Consider the following 14,452-nt stretch of genomic DNA (forward strand, 5'->3'; position numbering starts at 1 on the left):
TCGTGATCGACGTCTGGGCGAGTTCGGGGAGTTCCTGCAGGACGCGCCCGCCATGCCGGCGTCGTGCTATCCGATGCCGACGCCGGCAAGATCGATGCTGCCAACGGTCGCCGGCCCCAACGTCAACCCAGGCTGACTGGCAGAACGGTTTCGTGAACCGCCGCACCCAACCGTGCAACGCGGGCGAGCCGACGGCTGCCCAGCAGGCGCGCGGCGCGGCGCACGACGCGCGCCACATCCCCACTCCCGCACGCGCACGCCCGCGGCTAGGGTGAACCCATCGGCAGCTTGGGGGAGCAGATGAGCACAGGGGCATCGTCGCAGGTCGAGTCGGCGGGGTCGGCTGGCGAAGCATCCGGCCCGTTCTGGTGGACCCTCACGCCCGAGGCGGCCGTCGCCGAAGCGGGCTCCGACGCGGCGACCGGGCTGACCGATGCCGAGGCGGCGAACCGTCTCGCGCAGTTCGGGTCGAACACGCTCGACGCGGCGCCACCGCCGAGCTGGTGGAAGATCGCGCTGCGACAACTCGTCGAACCGATGACGCTGATGCTCATCGCGGTCGCGATCGTGTCGCTCCTGATCGCCCAGGTCACCACCGCGATCGTCGTCGCCGTGCTCGTGCTGTTCAACATCGTGCTCGGCACCCGACAGGAGCTGAAGGCCCGCCGCAGCGTCGACGCGCTCGCCAACCTGCAGACCCCGCACGCCCGCGTCACCCGCGGCGGGGTGCTGAAGGAACTCCCGGCGCCCGATATCGTGCCGGGCGACCTCGTCGAGCTCGAAGCCGGCGACCTGGTGCCGGCCGACGGCCGCATCATCCGGGCCGCGAACCTCGAGACGCAGGAGTCGGCCCTCACCGGCGAGTCCCTGCCGATCGCGAAGCGAGTCGAACCGAACACCGACCCGGCGACCGCGCTCGCCGACCGCAGTTCGATGCTGTTCCAGAACACCTCGGTCACCCGCGGCACCGCCACCATGGTCGTCGTCGAGACGGGCATGCGGTCGCAGGTCGGTCAGATCGCGACCCTGCTCACGGGCGTCGGCACGTCGCGCTCGCCGCTCCAGCGCGAACTCGACGGGCTCACCAAAGTGCTCGGCTTCGTCGCATGGGGCGCGGTGCTGCTCATCATCGTCATCGGCTTCGTGCGCGGGCAAGACCTGGGCTCGCTGCTCTTCCTCGGCACGGCCGTCGCGATCTCGGCGATTCCGACGGGCCTGCCAGTGTTCGTACAGGGCCTGCTGTCGTGGGGTGCGACGAAGCTCGCCGCCGAGCGGGCCGTCGTCGCGAGCCTCAACGACGTCGAGACCCTCGGGGCGACGAGCGCGATCTGCAGCGACAAGACCGGCACGCTGACGCTGAACCAAATGACCGCCCGCTCGGTCTGGTTCGCCGGGCAGTGGTACACGGTGACCGGCGAGGGCTATTCGTTCGACGGCAAGGTGCTGAAGCCGGGCGGCGACGAGGTGGATGCCGCGCCCCTCGCCGCGGTGCTGTCGCTGCCGAACGATGCGACGGTGAGCCTCGACGGGCAGGTCGTCGGCGACCCGACCGAGGCGGCGTTCATCGTGCTCGCCGCGAAGCTCGGCGTCGACGCCGACGCGGCCCGCGCCCAGTACCCGCGCGTGGCCGAGGTGCCGTTCGACTCCGACTACAAGTTCATGGCGACGTTCCAGCACTTCCCGTGGCAGGGTGAGGCGCACTTCCTCGAGCTCGTGAAGGGCGCGCCCGACATCGTGCTGTCGCGGTGCACGAAGATGCTCACCGCCGACCGCACCCCGGCGCCCGTCGACGCGGCCGCCGCGACCGCCGCCATGGAGCAGATGTCGAAGCAGGGCCTGCGCACGCTGACGCTCGCCGCGCGGGTGCTGCCCGACGGCGATGAGGCGGCGGTCAAAGCCGACCCGATGTCGTACGTGCAAGACCTGGTGCTGATCGGCATCGTCGGCATCGTCGACCCGCCCCGCGCCGAGGCGAAGGGCGCGATCGAGGTCGCGCAGCGCGCCGGCATCGAGGTGCGCATGATCACCGGCGACCACGCCGTCACGGCGGGCGCGATCGGCGCCGAGCTCGGACTCGGCCCCGGCGCGATCAGCGGGCACGACCTGCAGCAGCTCAGCGACGACGAGCTCAACCGCGACCTGCCCGACCTCCACGTGTTCGGCCGGGTCACCCCGCAGGACAAGCTGCGGCTCGTGAAACTGCTGCAGGGGCAGGGCTCGATCGTCGCGATGACGGGCGACGCGGTCAACGACGCCGCAGCGATCAAGCAGGCCAACGTCGGCGTCGCGATGGGGTCGGGCTCCGAGGTCACCAAGCAGGCCGCGAAGCTCGTGCTCACCGACGACAACTTCGCGACGCTCGTGCACGCCGTCGAGATCGGCCGCATGGTCTACGAGAAGATCGTCGGCTACCTGCGGTTCCAGATGTCGCAGCTGTTCTCGCTGCTCATGCTGTTCGTCGCGGCGAGCGCGTTCGGCATCAACGACGGCGTCGCGCTGTTCCCGGTGATGGTGCTGTTCCTGAACTTCTTCGTCACCCTGTTCGCGGTGCTCGCGATCGCGGCCGACCCGTCGCCGCCCGGGCTCATGGACCGCCGGCCTCGGGACCCGAAGCTCGGCGTGGCGAACCCGCGGGCGATCGGCGAATGGCTGCTGTACGGGTTCTCGATCTTCATCGTGTCGCTCATCCCGCTGGTCTGGGGTCCCGACCAGCCCGACCCGCTCGAGCCGAGCGCCTCGATGACGATGGTGTACGTGATCGTCGGGTTCGGCACCGTGCTGAGCGGCATCCTCATGCGGCGCTCGCCCGAGTCGGGCCTGCTGCCGCCCATCGGCACGACGCTGAAGTACCTGGTGTGGCCGGTCGTCATCATCGTCTGCTCGACCGAGATCGGGTTCCTGCAGCGCATCGTCGGCGCGGTCTCGCTCACCGGATGGCAGTGGCTCGAGTGCATCGCGCTGCTGCTCGTGCCGCTCGCCGTCGTCGAGGGCGACAAGTGGCTGAAGCGGCGGCGGATCGCGCGGCGGGCGGCGTAGCCCAGCCCGCGGCTGCGCCACTTGCGCGCGACGGGCGGCGTAGCCCCGCTCGCGGCTGCGCCACTTGCGCGCGGTCCGCGCCAGATGAGCTGGCGCGCACCCGGCCGAAGTGGCGCAGAGCGGAGGGTGGGAAGGCGGGACGGCGCGAAGGCGGGACGGCATGAAGGCGGGCCGGCGGGCTGCCGGCGGTCCGCCGGGCCCGCCCGTCAGTCGGCGAGCAGCTCGCGCAGGTCGGCGGCGGTGAGGGCGCCATCGGGCGAGGCAGAGGCCTCCACCCCATCGAGCCCCACCCCGTCCAGCACCGACGCGACGAGTTCGCCCTTGCGCGCCTTCAGCGCCATCACCTTCTCTTCGATGGTGCCGGCCGCGACAAGGCGGTACACGTTCACCGGGCGGGTCTGCCCGATGCGGTGCGCGCGGTCGACGGCCTGCGCCTCGCTCGCGGGGTTCCACCACGGGTCGAGCAGGAACACGTAGTCGGCTTCGGTGAGGTTCAGGCCGAACCCGCCGGCTTTCAGGCTGATCAGGAAGACGGATGCCTCGCCGGCGCGGAACCGCGCGATCTCGGCGTCGCGACGCTTCACGGGGGTCGACCCGTCGAGGTACGCGTACGAGACCCCCGCCGTGTCGAGGCGCGCGCTCGCGCGGGCGAGGAACGACGTGAACTGGCTGAACACGAGCGCCCGGTGCCCCTCGGCGAGCACGTCGTCGAACTGTTCGAATAGCGCGTCGAGCTTCGCCGACGGCATGCCGTCGTGCGCCTCGGGGTCGATGAGCGCCGCGTCGAGCGCGAGCATGCGCAGCAGCGTGAGGGATCGGTAGACGATGAACCGCTGCCGGTCGTCTTCGTCGGCGAGGAGCCCGAGCAGTTTCCGCCGTTCGCGTTGCAGGGTCGCGTCGTAGAGGCGGCGGTGCTTGGGCGCGAGCTCGACGGTGAGCACTTGCTCCTGCTTGTCGGGCAGTTCTGGTGCGACCTGCTCTTTCGTGCGGCGCAGCACGAGGGGTCGGATGCGCCGGCGCAGCCGCTCGCGCCGCTCGGTATTGCCGTCGAGCTCGATGGGGCGGCGGTACCGTTCGTCGAACGCGCGCCGGCTCGGGAAGAGCCCGGGCGCGACGAGCCGCAGGATGGCCCACAGCTCGGACAGATTGTTCTCGATCGGGGTGCCGGTGACGGCGAGCACGAACGGCGACCGGATGCCACGGGCCGCGTCATGCACCTTCGTCGCCGCGTTCTTCACGAACTGCGCCTCGTCGAGCACGAGCCCGCCCCACTCGATCGCCGCGAACGCGGTCGCCTCGAGTCGCAGCACGGCGTACGTCGTGATCACGAGATCGGCGTCTCGGGCGAGCTCGGCGAGCGGTGCCGACCCGCTCCGCCGCCGTTCGGTCGCGGTGACGGACGCCACGCGAAGCCCCGGCGTGAAGCGCGCCGCCTCGGCGACCCAGTTCGACGCCACCGAGGTGGGTGCCACGACCAGGAACGGCGCGCCGTGCCCGCCGGTCGATGAGCGTCCGGCGGCGTGCGCCACCAGCGCGAGGGTCTGCACCGTCTTGCCCAGCCCCATGTCGTCGGCGAGCACCGCGCCGACCCCGTTCGCCCACCGCGCGTGCAGCCACCGGAACCCGTCGAGCTGGTACGGACGCAGCGGCAGCGCGAGCCCGGCGGGCGGGTCGATGGGCGCCGCGGCATCCCCGCCGGAGGCGGAACCCGCGACCTCCGTCTGCGAGGACGCGAGCCCCGTCACGAGATTCCGCCACGCCACGGCGGGCTCCGCGACATCTGCGAGGTCTTCGAAGTCGGCCCACAGCCCGACCTGGCTGCGATGGATGCGCAGCCCGGTCTCCCACTCGGCGAGGGTGCCGGCCTCCTCGATGAGCTCGCGCAGCGGCTCGAACACCGGCTGCTCGAGCGACAGGTACGTCTTGTCGACGAGCAGCAGCCGCTTCTGCCCGCGCGCGAGCGCCCGGAACAGCGGCATGAACGGGATGCTCCGCCCCTGCACCGTGACCATGACGCCCAGATCGAACCAGTCGCGCTGCCGCGACTCGACGGTCGAGACGGTCAGCTCGGGCGCCTCGGTCAGCTCGCGGTAATCGGGCCGCTCGCCGCGCACCTCGACGCGCACGCGCTCGATCGCCTCGAGTCGCGGAAGCGCTCGGTCGGCGAACCACGCGACATCCTCGCCGCGGACCACGATCGCGCCGAGCGGCAGCCCGCCGAGTTCGTCGCGGACGCGGGCGAGCACGTCGAGCGCGTCGTCGTCGAGGCCGGTCGCGTCGGTCGGATCGGATGCCACGGGCTGACCGGATGCACCGCCGGAATCGGATGCCACGGGCCGACCGGATGCCACGCCCGCCGCCGCCCGCTCGGCCTCATCGCCGCCCTCGTCGACCGGCTCGGCGCGCCCGTCGACGTGCTCCCAGCGCCAATCGAGCCGCGCCGCGTCACCGCGCTCGAACCGCACCCGCAGCACGAGCTCGGGCGGGTCGGGGTCGGGCGGGACGAACGACCCGTCGAGACTCACCACGGGCACCGCGCGTGCGAGCCGCGGCAGGTCGCGCCGCAGGAACACGGGCAGTTCGGGCGAGGGCACTCGGATCACGTCGCCGCTCGCCGCCGACGCGTCGCGCCCGAGCAGCGCGCGCTGCGCGGCCCCGAGTCCGCCGTCGACCGGCGCGAGCTCGAGCACGCCCGCATCGAAGTCGGCCCGGTACATGCCGTGTTCGCCGATCGGTCGGACTCCCCCGATCGGATGCCCCGCCGCGCCGAACACGGCCGTCGGCGTGAGCCGGAACCCGTCGAGGTCGTCGACCGCGTCGAGCGCGACCGCACCCGTCGCGTGCACGCCGACGCGAGGGGTGACATCCGACCCGACGAGCGCGATGCCGAGCCGGCGCGCCTCGGCGAGCATCGCCCACAGCACGGGGCTCTCGTACTCGTCGAGCGTGAGCCACTCGGATGAGTACCCGGTGAACACCGTCGGCGAGGCGCCCTTCAGCACCGCGAACTGCCCGAACCAGCGCGCCTGGTCGGGGTCGTACCCCTTGCTCGCGCCGAGGTAGGCGACGTTCTGCCAGGTGAGCGTGCCCTTGATCCAGGTGCCGCGGGCACCCTGCTGCACCGGTCGAACGCCGAGCCGGTCGACCGCAGCCGCCCGGGTCGCGGGCTCGTCGCTCGGCCCCTGCCAGTGCCCGGGCCGGCGGGTCACGCGGTGGCGCAGCTCGAACTGCAGGCCGAGCGGCGTGGCATCCGAGGCATCCGACCCGGCACTGCCGCGCGCCGGAGCCGGACCCGGCGCTGCCGCCGCCGCGAGCGCGTCGAGCGCGGCGCGCCAATCGGCGTCGGCTTCGGGAGGCATGCCGCCCATGCTGTCACGACCCGCCGACGCCCCGGTGCGAGCAGGTGGCGATGAGGACCCGCGGGACGCCCCGCCTGCGACTACCAGCCGACCGTGAACCGCTGCCGCCGGTGCGCCGCCGACTCGATCTCGTCGACGAACGCGCGCGCGTAGTCGGCACCCGAGATCGCCGAGCCGCCGTCGGCGTCGGTCACCAGGACGTCGCCGCCGGTGCGGTACGTGCCCCGTGCCTCCTGCGGACCGTACGACCCGAACAGCGCAGCCGGGCTCACGACGAACCAGTCGACCTCGTCGGGCGTCTCGCGCAGCGCGTCGAGGGTGTCGGCGAGCACCAGGGCCTCGGGCTTCCAGTCGGGGTGGAACTCGGGGGTGTCGACCAGGCGCGGGCCGCCCTCGCTCACGAACGACGACCCCGCACCGCCGACGAATCCGACTCGCACCCCCGACTCGGCCGCCTCGGCGGCGAGGGCGAGCGCGACCTCGCGGTATCCCGCCCCGAGCCCGGCACCCGGCGGAATCGTGACGACCACGACGTCGGCGTCGGCGATCGCCGCGGCCCGCGCGCCCGGGTCGTCGACCGAGCCCGTGCGGTATTCGACGCCCGCGACGCGCGACGCGCCGTCGGGCGCGGTGCGGCTGTACGAGATCACGTCGATGCCGCGGCCCACCGCCTCGGAAGCCAGGTGCGTCCCGGCGTAGCCGGTGCCGCCGAAGATCGCGATTCGGGTCATGGGGTTCCTCCTCGAACAGGATGCAACGGAGCATCCAGTCTCGCACCGGTCCCCGCCGCCTCACCCTCTCACCGCCTCCCCTCTCTCCCCGCCTCTCTTTCCGCCGAGCGTTTCCGTTCGCTCCCGCCGTTTCCGTGGAGCGGAAACCCAACGCGCGAACGGAAACACTCGACAGGACCGGACGGGTGCGACGGGGCCGGCCCGGACGGCGCCTCAGAACAGGCGCGTCTGCGCCACCACCGGCGCGCCCTCGAGTTCGAGGAGGGTCCGCTTGCGATCGAGCCCGCCTGCGTACCCGGTCAGCGAACCGTCGGCGCCGACCACCCGGTGGCACGGCACGACGATGCTGATCGGGTTGCGTCCCACCGCGCCGCCGACCCGTCGTGCGAGGTTGCGGTCGCCGAGCCGTTCGGCCAGAGCGCCGTACGTCGTGGTCGTTCCATACGGGATCTCGCGCAGCATCCCCCACACCGCATGCTGGAACTCGTCGCCGACCGGCGCGAGCGGCAGCTCGAACTCGGTGCGCCCGCCGTCGAGGTACTCGCCGAGCTGCCGATCGAGTTCGCGCACGACGGACTCACCACGGGCGTCGACGTCGATGCCGAGCGCCGCGGCGGCCGGCGGGTGCCAGTGCGCCGGGAAGTACAGCCCCGTCAGCGCGTCGCCGTCGAGGGTGACGAGCAGGTCGCCGAGCCGCGAGGCGAGGGTGGTGTGCCGCGGGGTCATAGCTCCATCCTGACCCGCCGGATGCTCCGCCGCTACGCGGCGCCGAGCAGTGCGCGGGCGCGGTCGCGCTGCAGCGCGAGCTGCACGCGCTCGTCGTACTCGAGCCGGCGTACGCGCCACGGCGCGGTGTCGTCGTCGAGGTCGGCGAGCTTCACCCGTCGGGCGAGCGGGTGGCGACCGATGCGGGCGTAGTAGGCGTCGTCCGACAGTTCGGGCCCTCTGGTCAGCACTTGCACGACCTCCACGACGGCGGGCACGACACCTGCCTCGAGCAGGTCCTGCGCGGTCAGGTCGGTGCGCTCGAGCACGTCGTGCAACCACGCCGCCGCCGCGCCGATCGGCTCGGATGCGGCATCGAAGCGCTCGGCCAGTCGTGCCGGGTGGTCGATGTACGCCGCACCCACCCGGTCGACCTGCCCCCGGTGCGCGACGAACGCGATGCCCTTGGCCAGCGCCACCTGCGTGGCGAGATCGCGCGCGGCATCGGCCGGCGCAGCCGCGGCGACCGGAGCACCAGCCGGCGCCGCAGCGGGAGCAGCGGCCGGCGCGGGCGCGGCGATCGGTGCGGCGGCCGGCGCGGAGGTTCGTGGATCGGCGGTGATCGTGCCGCTCATCAGGTGCTCGAACTCCTCGATCGTCCAGTTGCGGTCGTCGGGCGTGCCCGCGGGCGACGCGGATGACTCGATGGTCACGGAGGCCTCCTCAGAGAGTGGTTCGGGGGCGGTCAGGTCGGGAGTCGATACGGCCGGTGGAGTCGGTGGAGCCCAGGGCGACTCCGCGACGGATGCTGCGGGGCCGGCGTCGGCGGGATCGGATGGCGAGGCTGCGGGGGTGGGCTCCGGTGCGGCCTCCGGTTCGAGTTCGGGCTCGGCGACCGTGCGCTCGGCGGCCGCAGCCTCGGCGGCTGCGGGCTCGGGCTCGGGCTCGGGCACCGTGACCGCAGCGACCGCAGCCTCCGCGACCGCGACCGCGGTTTCGGGCTCGGGCTCGGGCTCGGGCTCGGGCTCGGAAGCTTCGGCTCCGGTCTCCACCGCGGATGCTTCGGCCCGCAACTCCGGCTCGGGCTCAGGCCCGGGCTCCGGTTCCGCGACCGGCACCACCGTCGGCACCGCCGCACCGATCGCCGGGAGGAACACGGCCCACTCGGGTTCCGACAGCGGGTCGCGACCGCGCACGGGGCGCGCGAACTGCAGTTCGGTCTCGAGCTCGCCCATCTCGCGGTCGTCGAGCTCGAGCATCGATCGGGCTTCGCCGGTGCTGCGGCGGGCGAAGTATCCCTCGTCGACCTCGGTCATGCGCGACCCGTCTCGGGTCGTGAAGTAGCGTCGGCGCCCGGCGTCGGTGAGCGCGACGATCACCTCGACGTACTCGCCGCTCGGCTCGATGCAGCACAGGTAGTAGCGCTGCCCTGATGCCGCGCGCGACGACCGACGCGAAGCGAGCGCCTCGACGGGCGGGGCCGCCGCCGGGGGCTCCGCGGCCTGGGCTTGGCGCCGCGGACGCAACGGCCCTGCGGGTGCCGACGCGGGCGCGCCCACCAGCAGTTCGGCAGCGACCCTCGTTGCGGGCGCGTCGGCGGTTCGCGCGGCGTCGTCGAGACTGGTCACGGGGGCTCCTGGGCGGGGTATCCGGTCGGCCGGGGGTGGTCGATCGGGGTCGGGCGCGGGGAGCGCGCCGTGTCGATCGTATGCCGGGGCGATGACGCGGCGCACCTGCCACGCGCGATGTGACGCCCTGATCAGGGGGTTCGCGGTCGCGCCAGGACGCCGCCCGCGAACCCGAGCACCGCCCCGATCCACACGAGGAACAGCCCGATGCCGAGCGGCGGCACCACCGCGACGACGGCGAGGAAGATCAGCCACCCCACGGTCAGCAGCACCACGAGGATCGCCGCCGCCCGCGTCAGCCGCCCCGACCGGCCGATCATGCCGAGCAGCATGAGCGCCGCGAACAGCAGAAGGAGCACCCGGGTCGCGGGCTCGGTCAGGCCGATGTCGCCCGGGCCGACCCCGAATCTCACGACGTCTCCGATGAGTCCCGCCGACGGCAGGAACGGCGGGAACCCCGCGAACCATTCGGCGAGCGCGCCGATGATCACGAGCATCCCGCCGACGATCACGAGCACTCGGCTCGCGATGGGCCGACGGTCGGCGCGCGCCTGGGTGAACGTGGCGACCGTTTCGATGCGCTGCACCCCGTCGGTCGCCGACACGTGGAGCTTGCGCACCGCGGTCTGGCGGGGCTCGGGCTGCGGCGCGTCGACGACGACGCGCGCGCTGCCGACCGTGCCCGGCGGCACCACGAGTTCGGGCGGGGTGAACGTGAGCCGCGCGGCGCCGTCCTCCGACACGCCCTCGAGGCGCACGCCGAGCGGGTCGACGCCGCGCCGGTTGTCGACCGCGACGGCGAACGCCGTCTGTCGCTCGTTCACCACGAGCTGCGCCGGCGGATCCACCGTGATGTTCGCCGTGAGAATCGGATCGGGGGGCGACGACAGCTCGACCGTTCCGGCGGCTTCCACGTCCTGCACGTCGTCGGAGGCGACGACGGTGAACGGATGCCTCGCCGTCTCGCCGCGGGGCGGCTGGGGTGCGCTCAACCGCCCGCGCACGCGCCCGATCGTGTCGGGTTCGACGACGAGCCGGGTCGAGCTGAATGCGAATCCGATGACGTGCGCGGGGTCGCGCCCGGCGATGGCGAGGGTGATGGGCTTGTGCGAACCGCGGTGGTCGATGACCACGTCGAACTCGCCGATGTTGCCGCGGTCGAGCACGAGCGTGCTCGGCTCGATGCGCACCCGCACGGGTGCGTCGACCGGTTCGGGCGCGGTGCGCTGCACGATCGTGAGCGGCGCGGCCGCGCGCCCGGCGTCGTTGCCCGCCTCAACGGTGACCTGCCGCGTGAGTTCCTGCCCGGGCGCCGGCGCCGGCGCCGAGAACGCGACGACCACCTCGACCACCTGCCCCGGAGGCACCGACACCACCGACGGCGCGAACGCGAACCGCACCACTTCCTCGACGTCGGTCGCGGTCAGTCGCACGGTCTGCGGGAAGTTCGCCGCCCGATTGTCGAGTCGCACGGTGAACTCGCCTGCGCCCGCGTCCTCGAGCCGGATGAGACTCGGCCGCACTTCGAGCGCCGCGCTCGGCCCGAGCGGCGGAACGGTGAGCTGCAGCACCGCGTCGGCCGTGAGCGCGGGGTCGGCGAGGGATGCGACGCGCACCGTCAGCGACACCCGTTGCGCGAAGACGAGCACGTCGTCGCGCAGGGCCAGGGTGAGCGGCACGAGAGCCTCCTGCCCGGGCATGAGGTGGGTGTCGTCGTGCGTGAACGCGAGCCAGGCCGGCCCGGCGACGGGTTCGATGCGGTATCCGTCGACGATCGCCGACGGATTCGTGAGCCGCAGCACGACGGTCGCGGGCGCGTCGGGTGCGACGAGCGCGTCGGTCGTCTCCAGCGCGACGACGGGCGCTTCGGCGGGCGCGTGGTGCGCGGATGCTTCGGGCTGCGCTGGTGTCGCAGCAGCATCGGATGCCTCGGCCCCGATGTCGTGCTGCGCCTCGGCGTCGGCCGGGGCCGCGGCGGGCGGCGCGGCATCCGTCTCGAGCGACTGCTCGGTCGCGACCGAGTCGACCACCGTGGGCACCGTGCCGGTGAGCGGTTCGCCGTCGAGCGTCGCCCCGCCCGAGTCCCACCCGAGGTACGAGTCGCACACGCGGCAGAAGCGCGCGGCCGGATCGTTGGTCGCGCCGCACACCTCGCAAATGCGCTCCGCCATCGGCGACTCCCCCATGGTTCAGCCGCACCCTAGCGCCGAGCCCCCCGCACGGCCAGCGTGCTGCCCCAACGTGCATCGAGGTGTGCCCGCCACCCTGTTCTGTCCCTCGCGCGCGCCGCGAGGCATCCGTACCCTTGGGCCATGTCGATCGAAGCCGCGACGGCGCGCGACCACCGGCCCCAGCTCGTCGTGATCACCGGCGCCTCCGGGCGCATCGGCAGCCAGGTCGTCCCGCTGCTCGACCGGGCGGGGCGCACCCTGCGACTCGTCGACACCGAGCTGCCCGAGCGTGTCGAGGAGGGCCCGTGGGGCATGGCATCCGGCGCCCCTCTCCGCGGCTCGATCGAACTGCACCGGGCGTCGATCGAGCGCGACGACGAGATCCGCGCAGCCGTCCGTGGTGCCGACGCGGTGGTGCACCTCGCGGCGCTCGCCTCGGAGCGCCCGTGGGCCGATCTCGTGCGGGTCAACATCGACGGCACGCAGCGGGTGCTCGAGGCGGCGCATCTCGGCGGGGTGCGGCGCGTGCTTCTCGCGTCGAGCATCCACGCCGTCGGGTTCGCCCACGCCGGCGCGGCGGCGACGACGCCCGTGCTCGTGCCGCGGCCCGACACGTTCTACGGAGTCAGCAAGGCGGCCGTCGAGGCCCTCGGCAGCGTCTACGCCGATCGGTACGGCATGAGCGTCGTGTCGGCGCGGATCTGCGCGTTCGGCGCCGAACCGCTGCCCGGCGGCGACCTCGGGCACTGGCTGTCGCCCGGCGATGCGGCACGGCTCATCGAAGCGGCGATCGCGCTCGACGACGGGCGGCACCACATCGTGTGGGGCGTCTCGGCGAACGCGCCCGGCGGGTTCGATCTGCGGGCCGGGTGGGTGATCGGGTTCGACCCCGAGGATGATGCGGTGCGCGTGCTGACCGAACGCGACGGCGTGGCGCCCGAATCGGCTCGTTCACCCGCTGCCGCACGCGGGCCGATCGGCGGCGAGTTCACCGACGCGGACCATCCGCTGGGCGAGCAGTGGTGAGGCGATCCGCGGACTGGACGCGGCGGCAACCCCCGTGAGCGCGCCGCCGCCCCGACCGCTACTCGTCGCGCGGGGTGCGGAACCCGCCCGGTGTCGAGATCGTCGCCGCCTTCGAGGTCGGGTCCGTCATGCTCGGTGATGTTCGCGCCCTCCCAGAACGGGTCGACGCCGAGCTCGCGGTCGTGTTCCGCCTTCAGTCGCGCCTGTTCGGCGGCGCTGTCGACGTGGTCGCGGTCGTCGGGCAGGGTGTCGTCGGAGCCGGTGGTGTCGCTCATGGTTCCCCCTCGGTCGGTGCGTTCAGGCTACGTCGGAATCCCCGGCGCGACGAGGGGTGCGCGGGTCGCCCCCGGAGCAGAGCTCCCGAACCGAGATGGCGCGGACCGAGGAGCCGTCAGTCGAAGAAGCCGTCGAGCACGCTGCCGATCACGAGACCGCCGAGGATGCCGCCCAGCACGTCGGAGCCGCCTCCGCGGCGTCCGCCGCCGCCCCATCCGGGGCCGCCCCAGCTTCCGCCGCCCCACTGCCCGGGATCCTGCGGACGGGACGAATCGATGTCGCGTCGCGCGAGCTGCAGTGCCTCGCCCGCCAGGTACGCGACGCGTCTGGCCATCGCCATGGCCTTCTCGCGGTCGTCCTCGTCGATCGTGGTGGCGGCCACCGCGGAGCCGCCGAGGAGTCGGTCGAGGTCGACCCGGATGCGCTCGGCTTCGGCGAGCCGGGTGCGCGCATCGGCGCCGATCCAGCCGCGATGCCCGGCGATGATGTCGCGGGCGACGGCGAGCTGCCGGTCGGCGTCGTCGATGGCGTGCAGCACATGCTCGACCGGGGGGATCGGGCGCGCCGCGCGCTCGCGGGCGGCGGCGATCGCCGCGTCGAGTCCGGCGTTCGCCTCGCGCATCCGGTCGAGCTGGGTGAAGGGGTCGACGTTGACTCCCGCCGCCGGGAGGGTCGCGAGCGCCGCCTGCAACTCGGCGATGGCGGCGGCGACCCCCGGCGAGTGCGGTTCGCGGAGCGCGACGGCGAGGTCGCCGCGGGAGTCTTCGACGATCGCGCCGAGCGTCGCTTCGGCACGCAGCGCCTCGACCTCGAACGCCTCGACCGCGTCGAGCAGGGTCGCCGCGCGTCGCACCGATTCGGTGGCCGCCTCGAGTGCGAGGTTGGCCTGCTCGCGCTGCCCCGCTTCGCGGCGGCGATCGGCGACGCCGGCGCTGTGCTCGGCGAAGCCGAGGAGCTGGTCGGCCTGGGCGGGGTTCGCGTCCACCTGCGCGAGCGCCTCGGGGGCGTAGCGGGCGGAGAGCCGTTCGACGGTCTCACGGGCGTGCGGGATGCGCGAACGCAGGTGCGCGGCATCCGCCCGCACCCCCGCGAGGATCTCGGGTGCGCGCCGGGCCCGCGCGATCTTGTCGGCGAGCACCGCGGTGCGCTCGCCGAGCACGTCCTCGGCCCATTCGCAGAGCTGCACGATGCGCGCATTGCGCTGGCGCAGCTCGACGGCGCTGTCGGGGATCTCGTCGTGGTTGAGCTGGTGCAGCCGGAAGGCCTCGCCGAGGTGTTCTCGCACTGCGGCGAGCGCGGTGGCGAGTTCGCCGGTGGCATCGTGCCCGAGCTCGGCCTCGGCGAAGACGAGCTCATCGGCCGTCACGCGCAGGCGTTCGTCGGCGGCGACGAGCGCGGCGCCGGCACGCTTGGCGAGGTCGGCGTCGTGCGCATCGAGCTCGTCGTGTTCGCGTCGGCGCATGCCCCAGAACCCGGCCATGTCCTCGATCCTATGGGCGCCGCTGTGCGCGAGCTGCATG

General features: G+C 73.2%; 8 protein-coding genes. 2 read left to right on the forward strand and 6 right to left on the reverse strand.

Annotated elements, in window-relative coordinates:
* Positions 1-300: 300 nt before the first annotated feature.
* Entirely contained in the window at positions 301-3,036 is a 2,736-nt protein-coding gene (locus MTO99_RS11810; protein WP_243553810.1) for a cation-translocating P-type ATPase, read from the forward strand.
* Positions 3,037-3,242: 206 nt separating this feature from the next.
* Here MTO99_RS11810 and MTO99_RS11815 read toward each other — a convergent pair whose 3' ends face one another.
* From MTO99_RS11815 to MTO99_RS11835, 5 genes are all read right to left on the reverse strand, one after another.
* Positions 3,243-6,395: a DEAD/DEAH box helicase gene (locus MTO99_RS11815; RefSeq protein ID WP_243553811.1), complete on the reverse strand. Its 3,153-nt coding sequence runs from the start codon at positions 6,393-6,395 to the stop codon at positions 3,243-3,245.
* Positions 6,396-6,475: 80 nt separating this feature from the next.
* A complete protein-coding gene (locus tag MTO99_RS11820; RefSeq protein WP_243553812.1) occupies positions 6,476-7,126 on the reverse strand; it encodes an NAD(P)-dependent oxidoreductase in 651 nt (216 codons plus the stop codon).
* Positions 7,127-7,339: 213 nt separating this feature from the next.
* Positions 7,340-7,852 carry a methylated-DNA--[protein]-cysteine S-methyltransferase gene (locus MTO99_RS11825; protein ID WP_243553813.1) on the reverse strand — a complete coding sequence of 171 codons (513 nt, stop codon included), beginning with the start codon at positions 7,850-7,852 and terminating at the stop codon, positions 7,340-7,342.
* 32 nt (positions 7,853-7,884) lie between these two features.
* On the reverse strand, positions 7,885-9,459 hold the full coding sequence (locus MTO99_RS11830) for a hypothetical protein (RefSeq protein WP_243553815.1): 1,575 nt from the start codon (positions 9,457-9,459) through the stop codon (positions 7,885-7,887).
* 131 nt (positions 9,460-9,590) lie between these two features.
* On the reverse strand, positions 9,591-11,630 hold the full coding sequence (locus tag MTO99_RS11835) for a hypothetical protein (protein WP_243553817.1): 2,040 nt from the start codon (positions 11,628-11,630) through the stop codon (positions 9,591-9,593).
* Positions 11,631-11,771: 141 nt separating this feature from the next.
* On the opposite strand from MTO99_RS11835, the gene MTO99_RS11840 reads away from it, so the two are divergent.
* Positions 11,772-12,656, forward strand: coding sequence for an NAD-dependent epimerase/dehydratase family protein (locus MTO99_RS11840; RefSeq protein ID WP_243553819.1), 885 nt, complete (start codon positions 11,772-11,774; stop codon positions 12,654-12,656).
* A 391-nt stretch (positions 12,657-13,047) separates the two neighbouring features.
* Here the strand turns inward: MTO99_RS11840 and MTO99_RS11845 are convergent, their stop codons facing one another.
* A complete protein-coding gene (locus tag MTO99_RS11845) occupies positions 13,048-14,412 on the reverse strand; it encodes a hypothetical protein (protein WP_243553821.1) in 1,365 nt (454 codons plus the stop codon).
* Positions 14,413-14,452: the final 40 nt, after the last annotated feature.

Origin of the sequence: Agromyces larvae, from assembly GCF_022811705.1 — a bacterium.
In the GTDB taxonomy this organism is placed as follows: domain Bacteria; phylum Actinomycetota; class Actinomycetes; order Actinomycetales; family Microbacteriaceae; genus Agromyces; species Agromyces larvae.

What these genes read in the sequence shown, in the direction of transcription:
- MTO99_RS11810 (WP_243553810.1), top strand. Translation starts at nt 301, where the DNA reads ATGAGCACAGGGGCATCGTCGCAGGTCGAGTCGGCGGGGTCGGCTGGC.
- MTO99_RS11825 (WP_243553813.1), bottom strand. Translation starts at nt 7,852, where the DNA reads ATGACCCCGCGGCACACCACCCTCGCCTCGCGGCTCGGCGACCTGCTC.
- MTO99_RS11820 (WP_243553812.1), bottom strand. Translation starts at nt 7,126, where the DNA reads ATGACCCGAATCGCGATCTTCGGCGGCACCGGCTACGCCGGGACGCAC.
- MTO99_RS11840 (WP_243553819.1), top strand. Translation starts at nt 11,772, where the DNA reads ATGTCGATCGAAGCCGCGACGGCGCGCGACCACCGGCCCCAGCTCGTC.
- MTO99_RS11845 (WP_243553821.1), bottom strand. Translation starts at nt 14,412, where the DNA reads ATGGCCGGGTTCTGGGGCATGCGCCGACGCGAACACGACGAGCTCGAT.
- MTO99_RS11835 (WP_243553817.1), bottom strand. Translation starts at nt 11,630, where the DNA reads ATGGCGGAGCGCATTTGCGAGGTGTGCGGCGCGACCAACGATCCGGCC.
- MTO99_RS11815 (WP_243553811.1), bottom strand. Translation starts at nt 6,395, where the DNA reads ATGCCTCCCGAAGCCGACGCCGATTGGCGCGCCGCGCTCGACGCGCTC.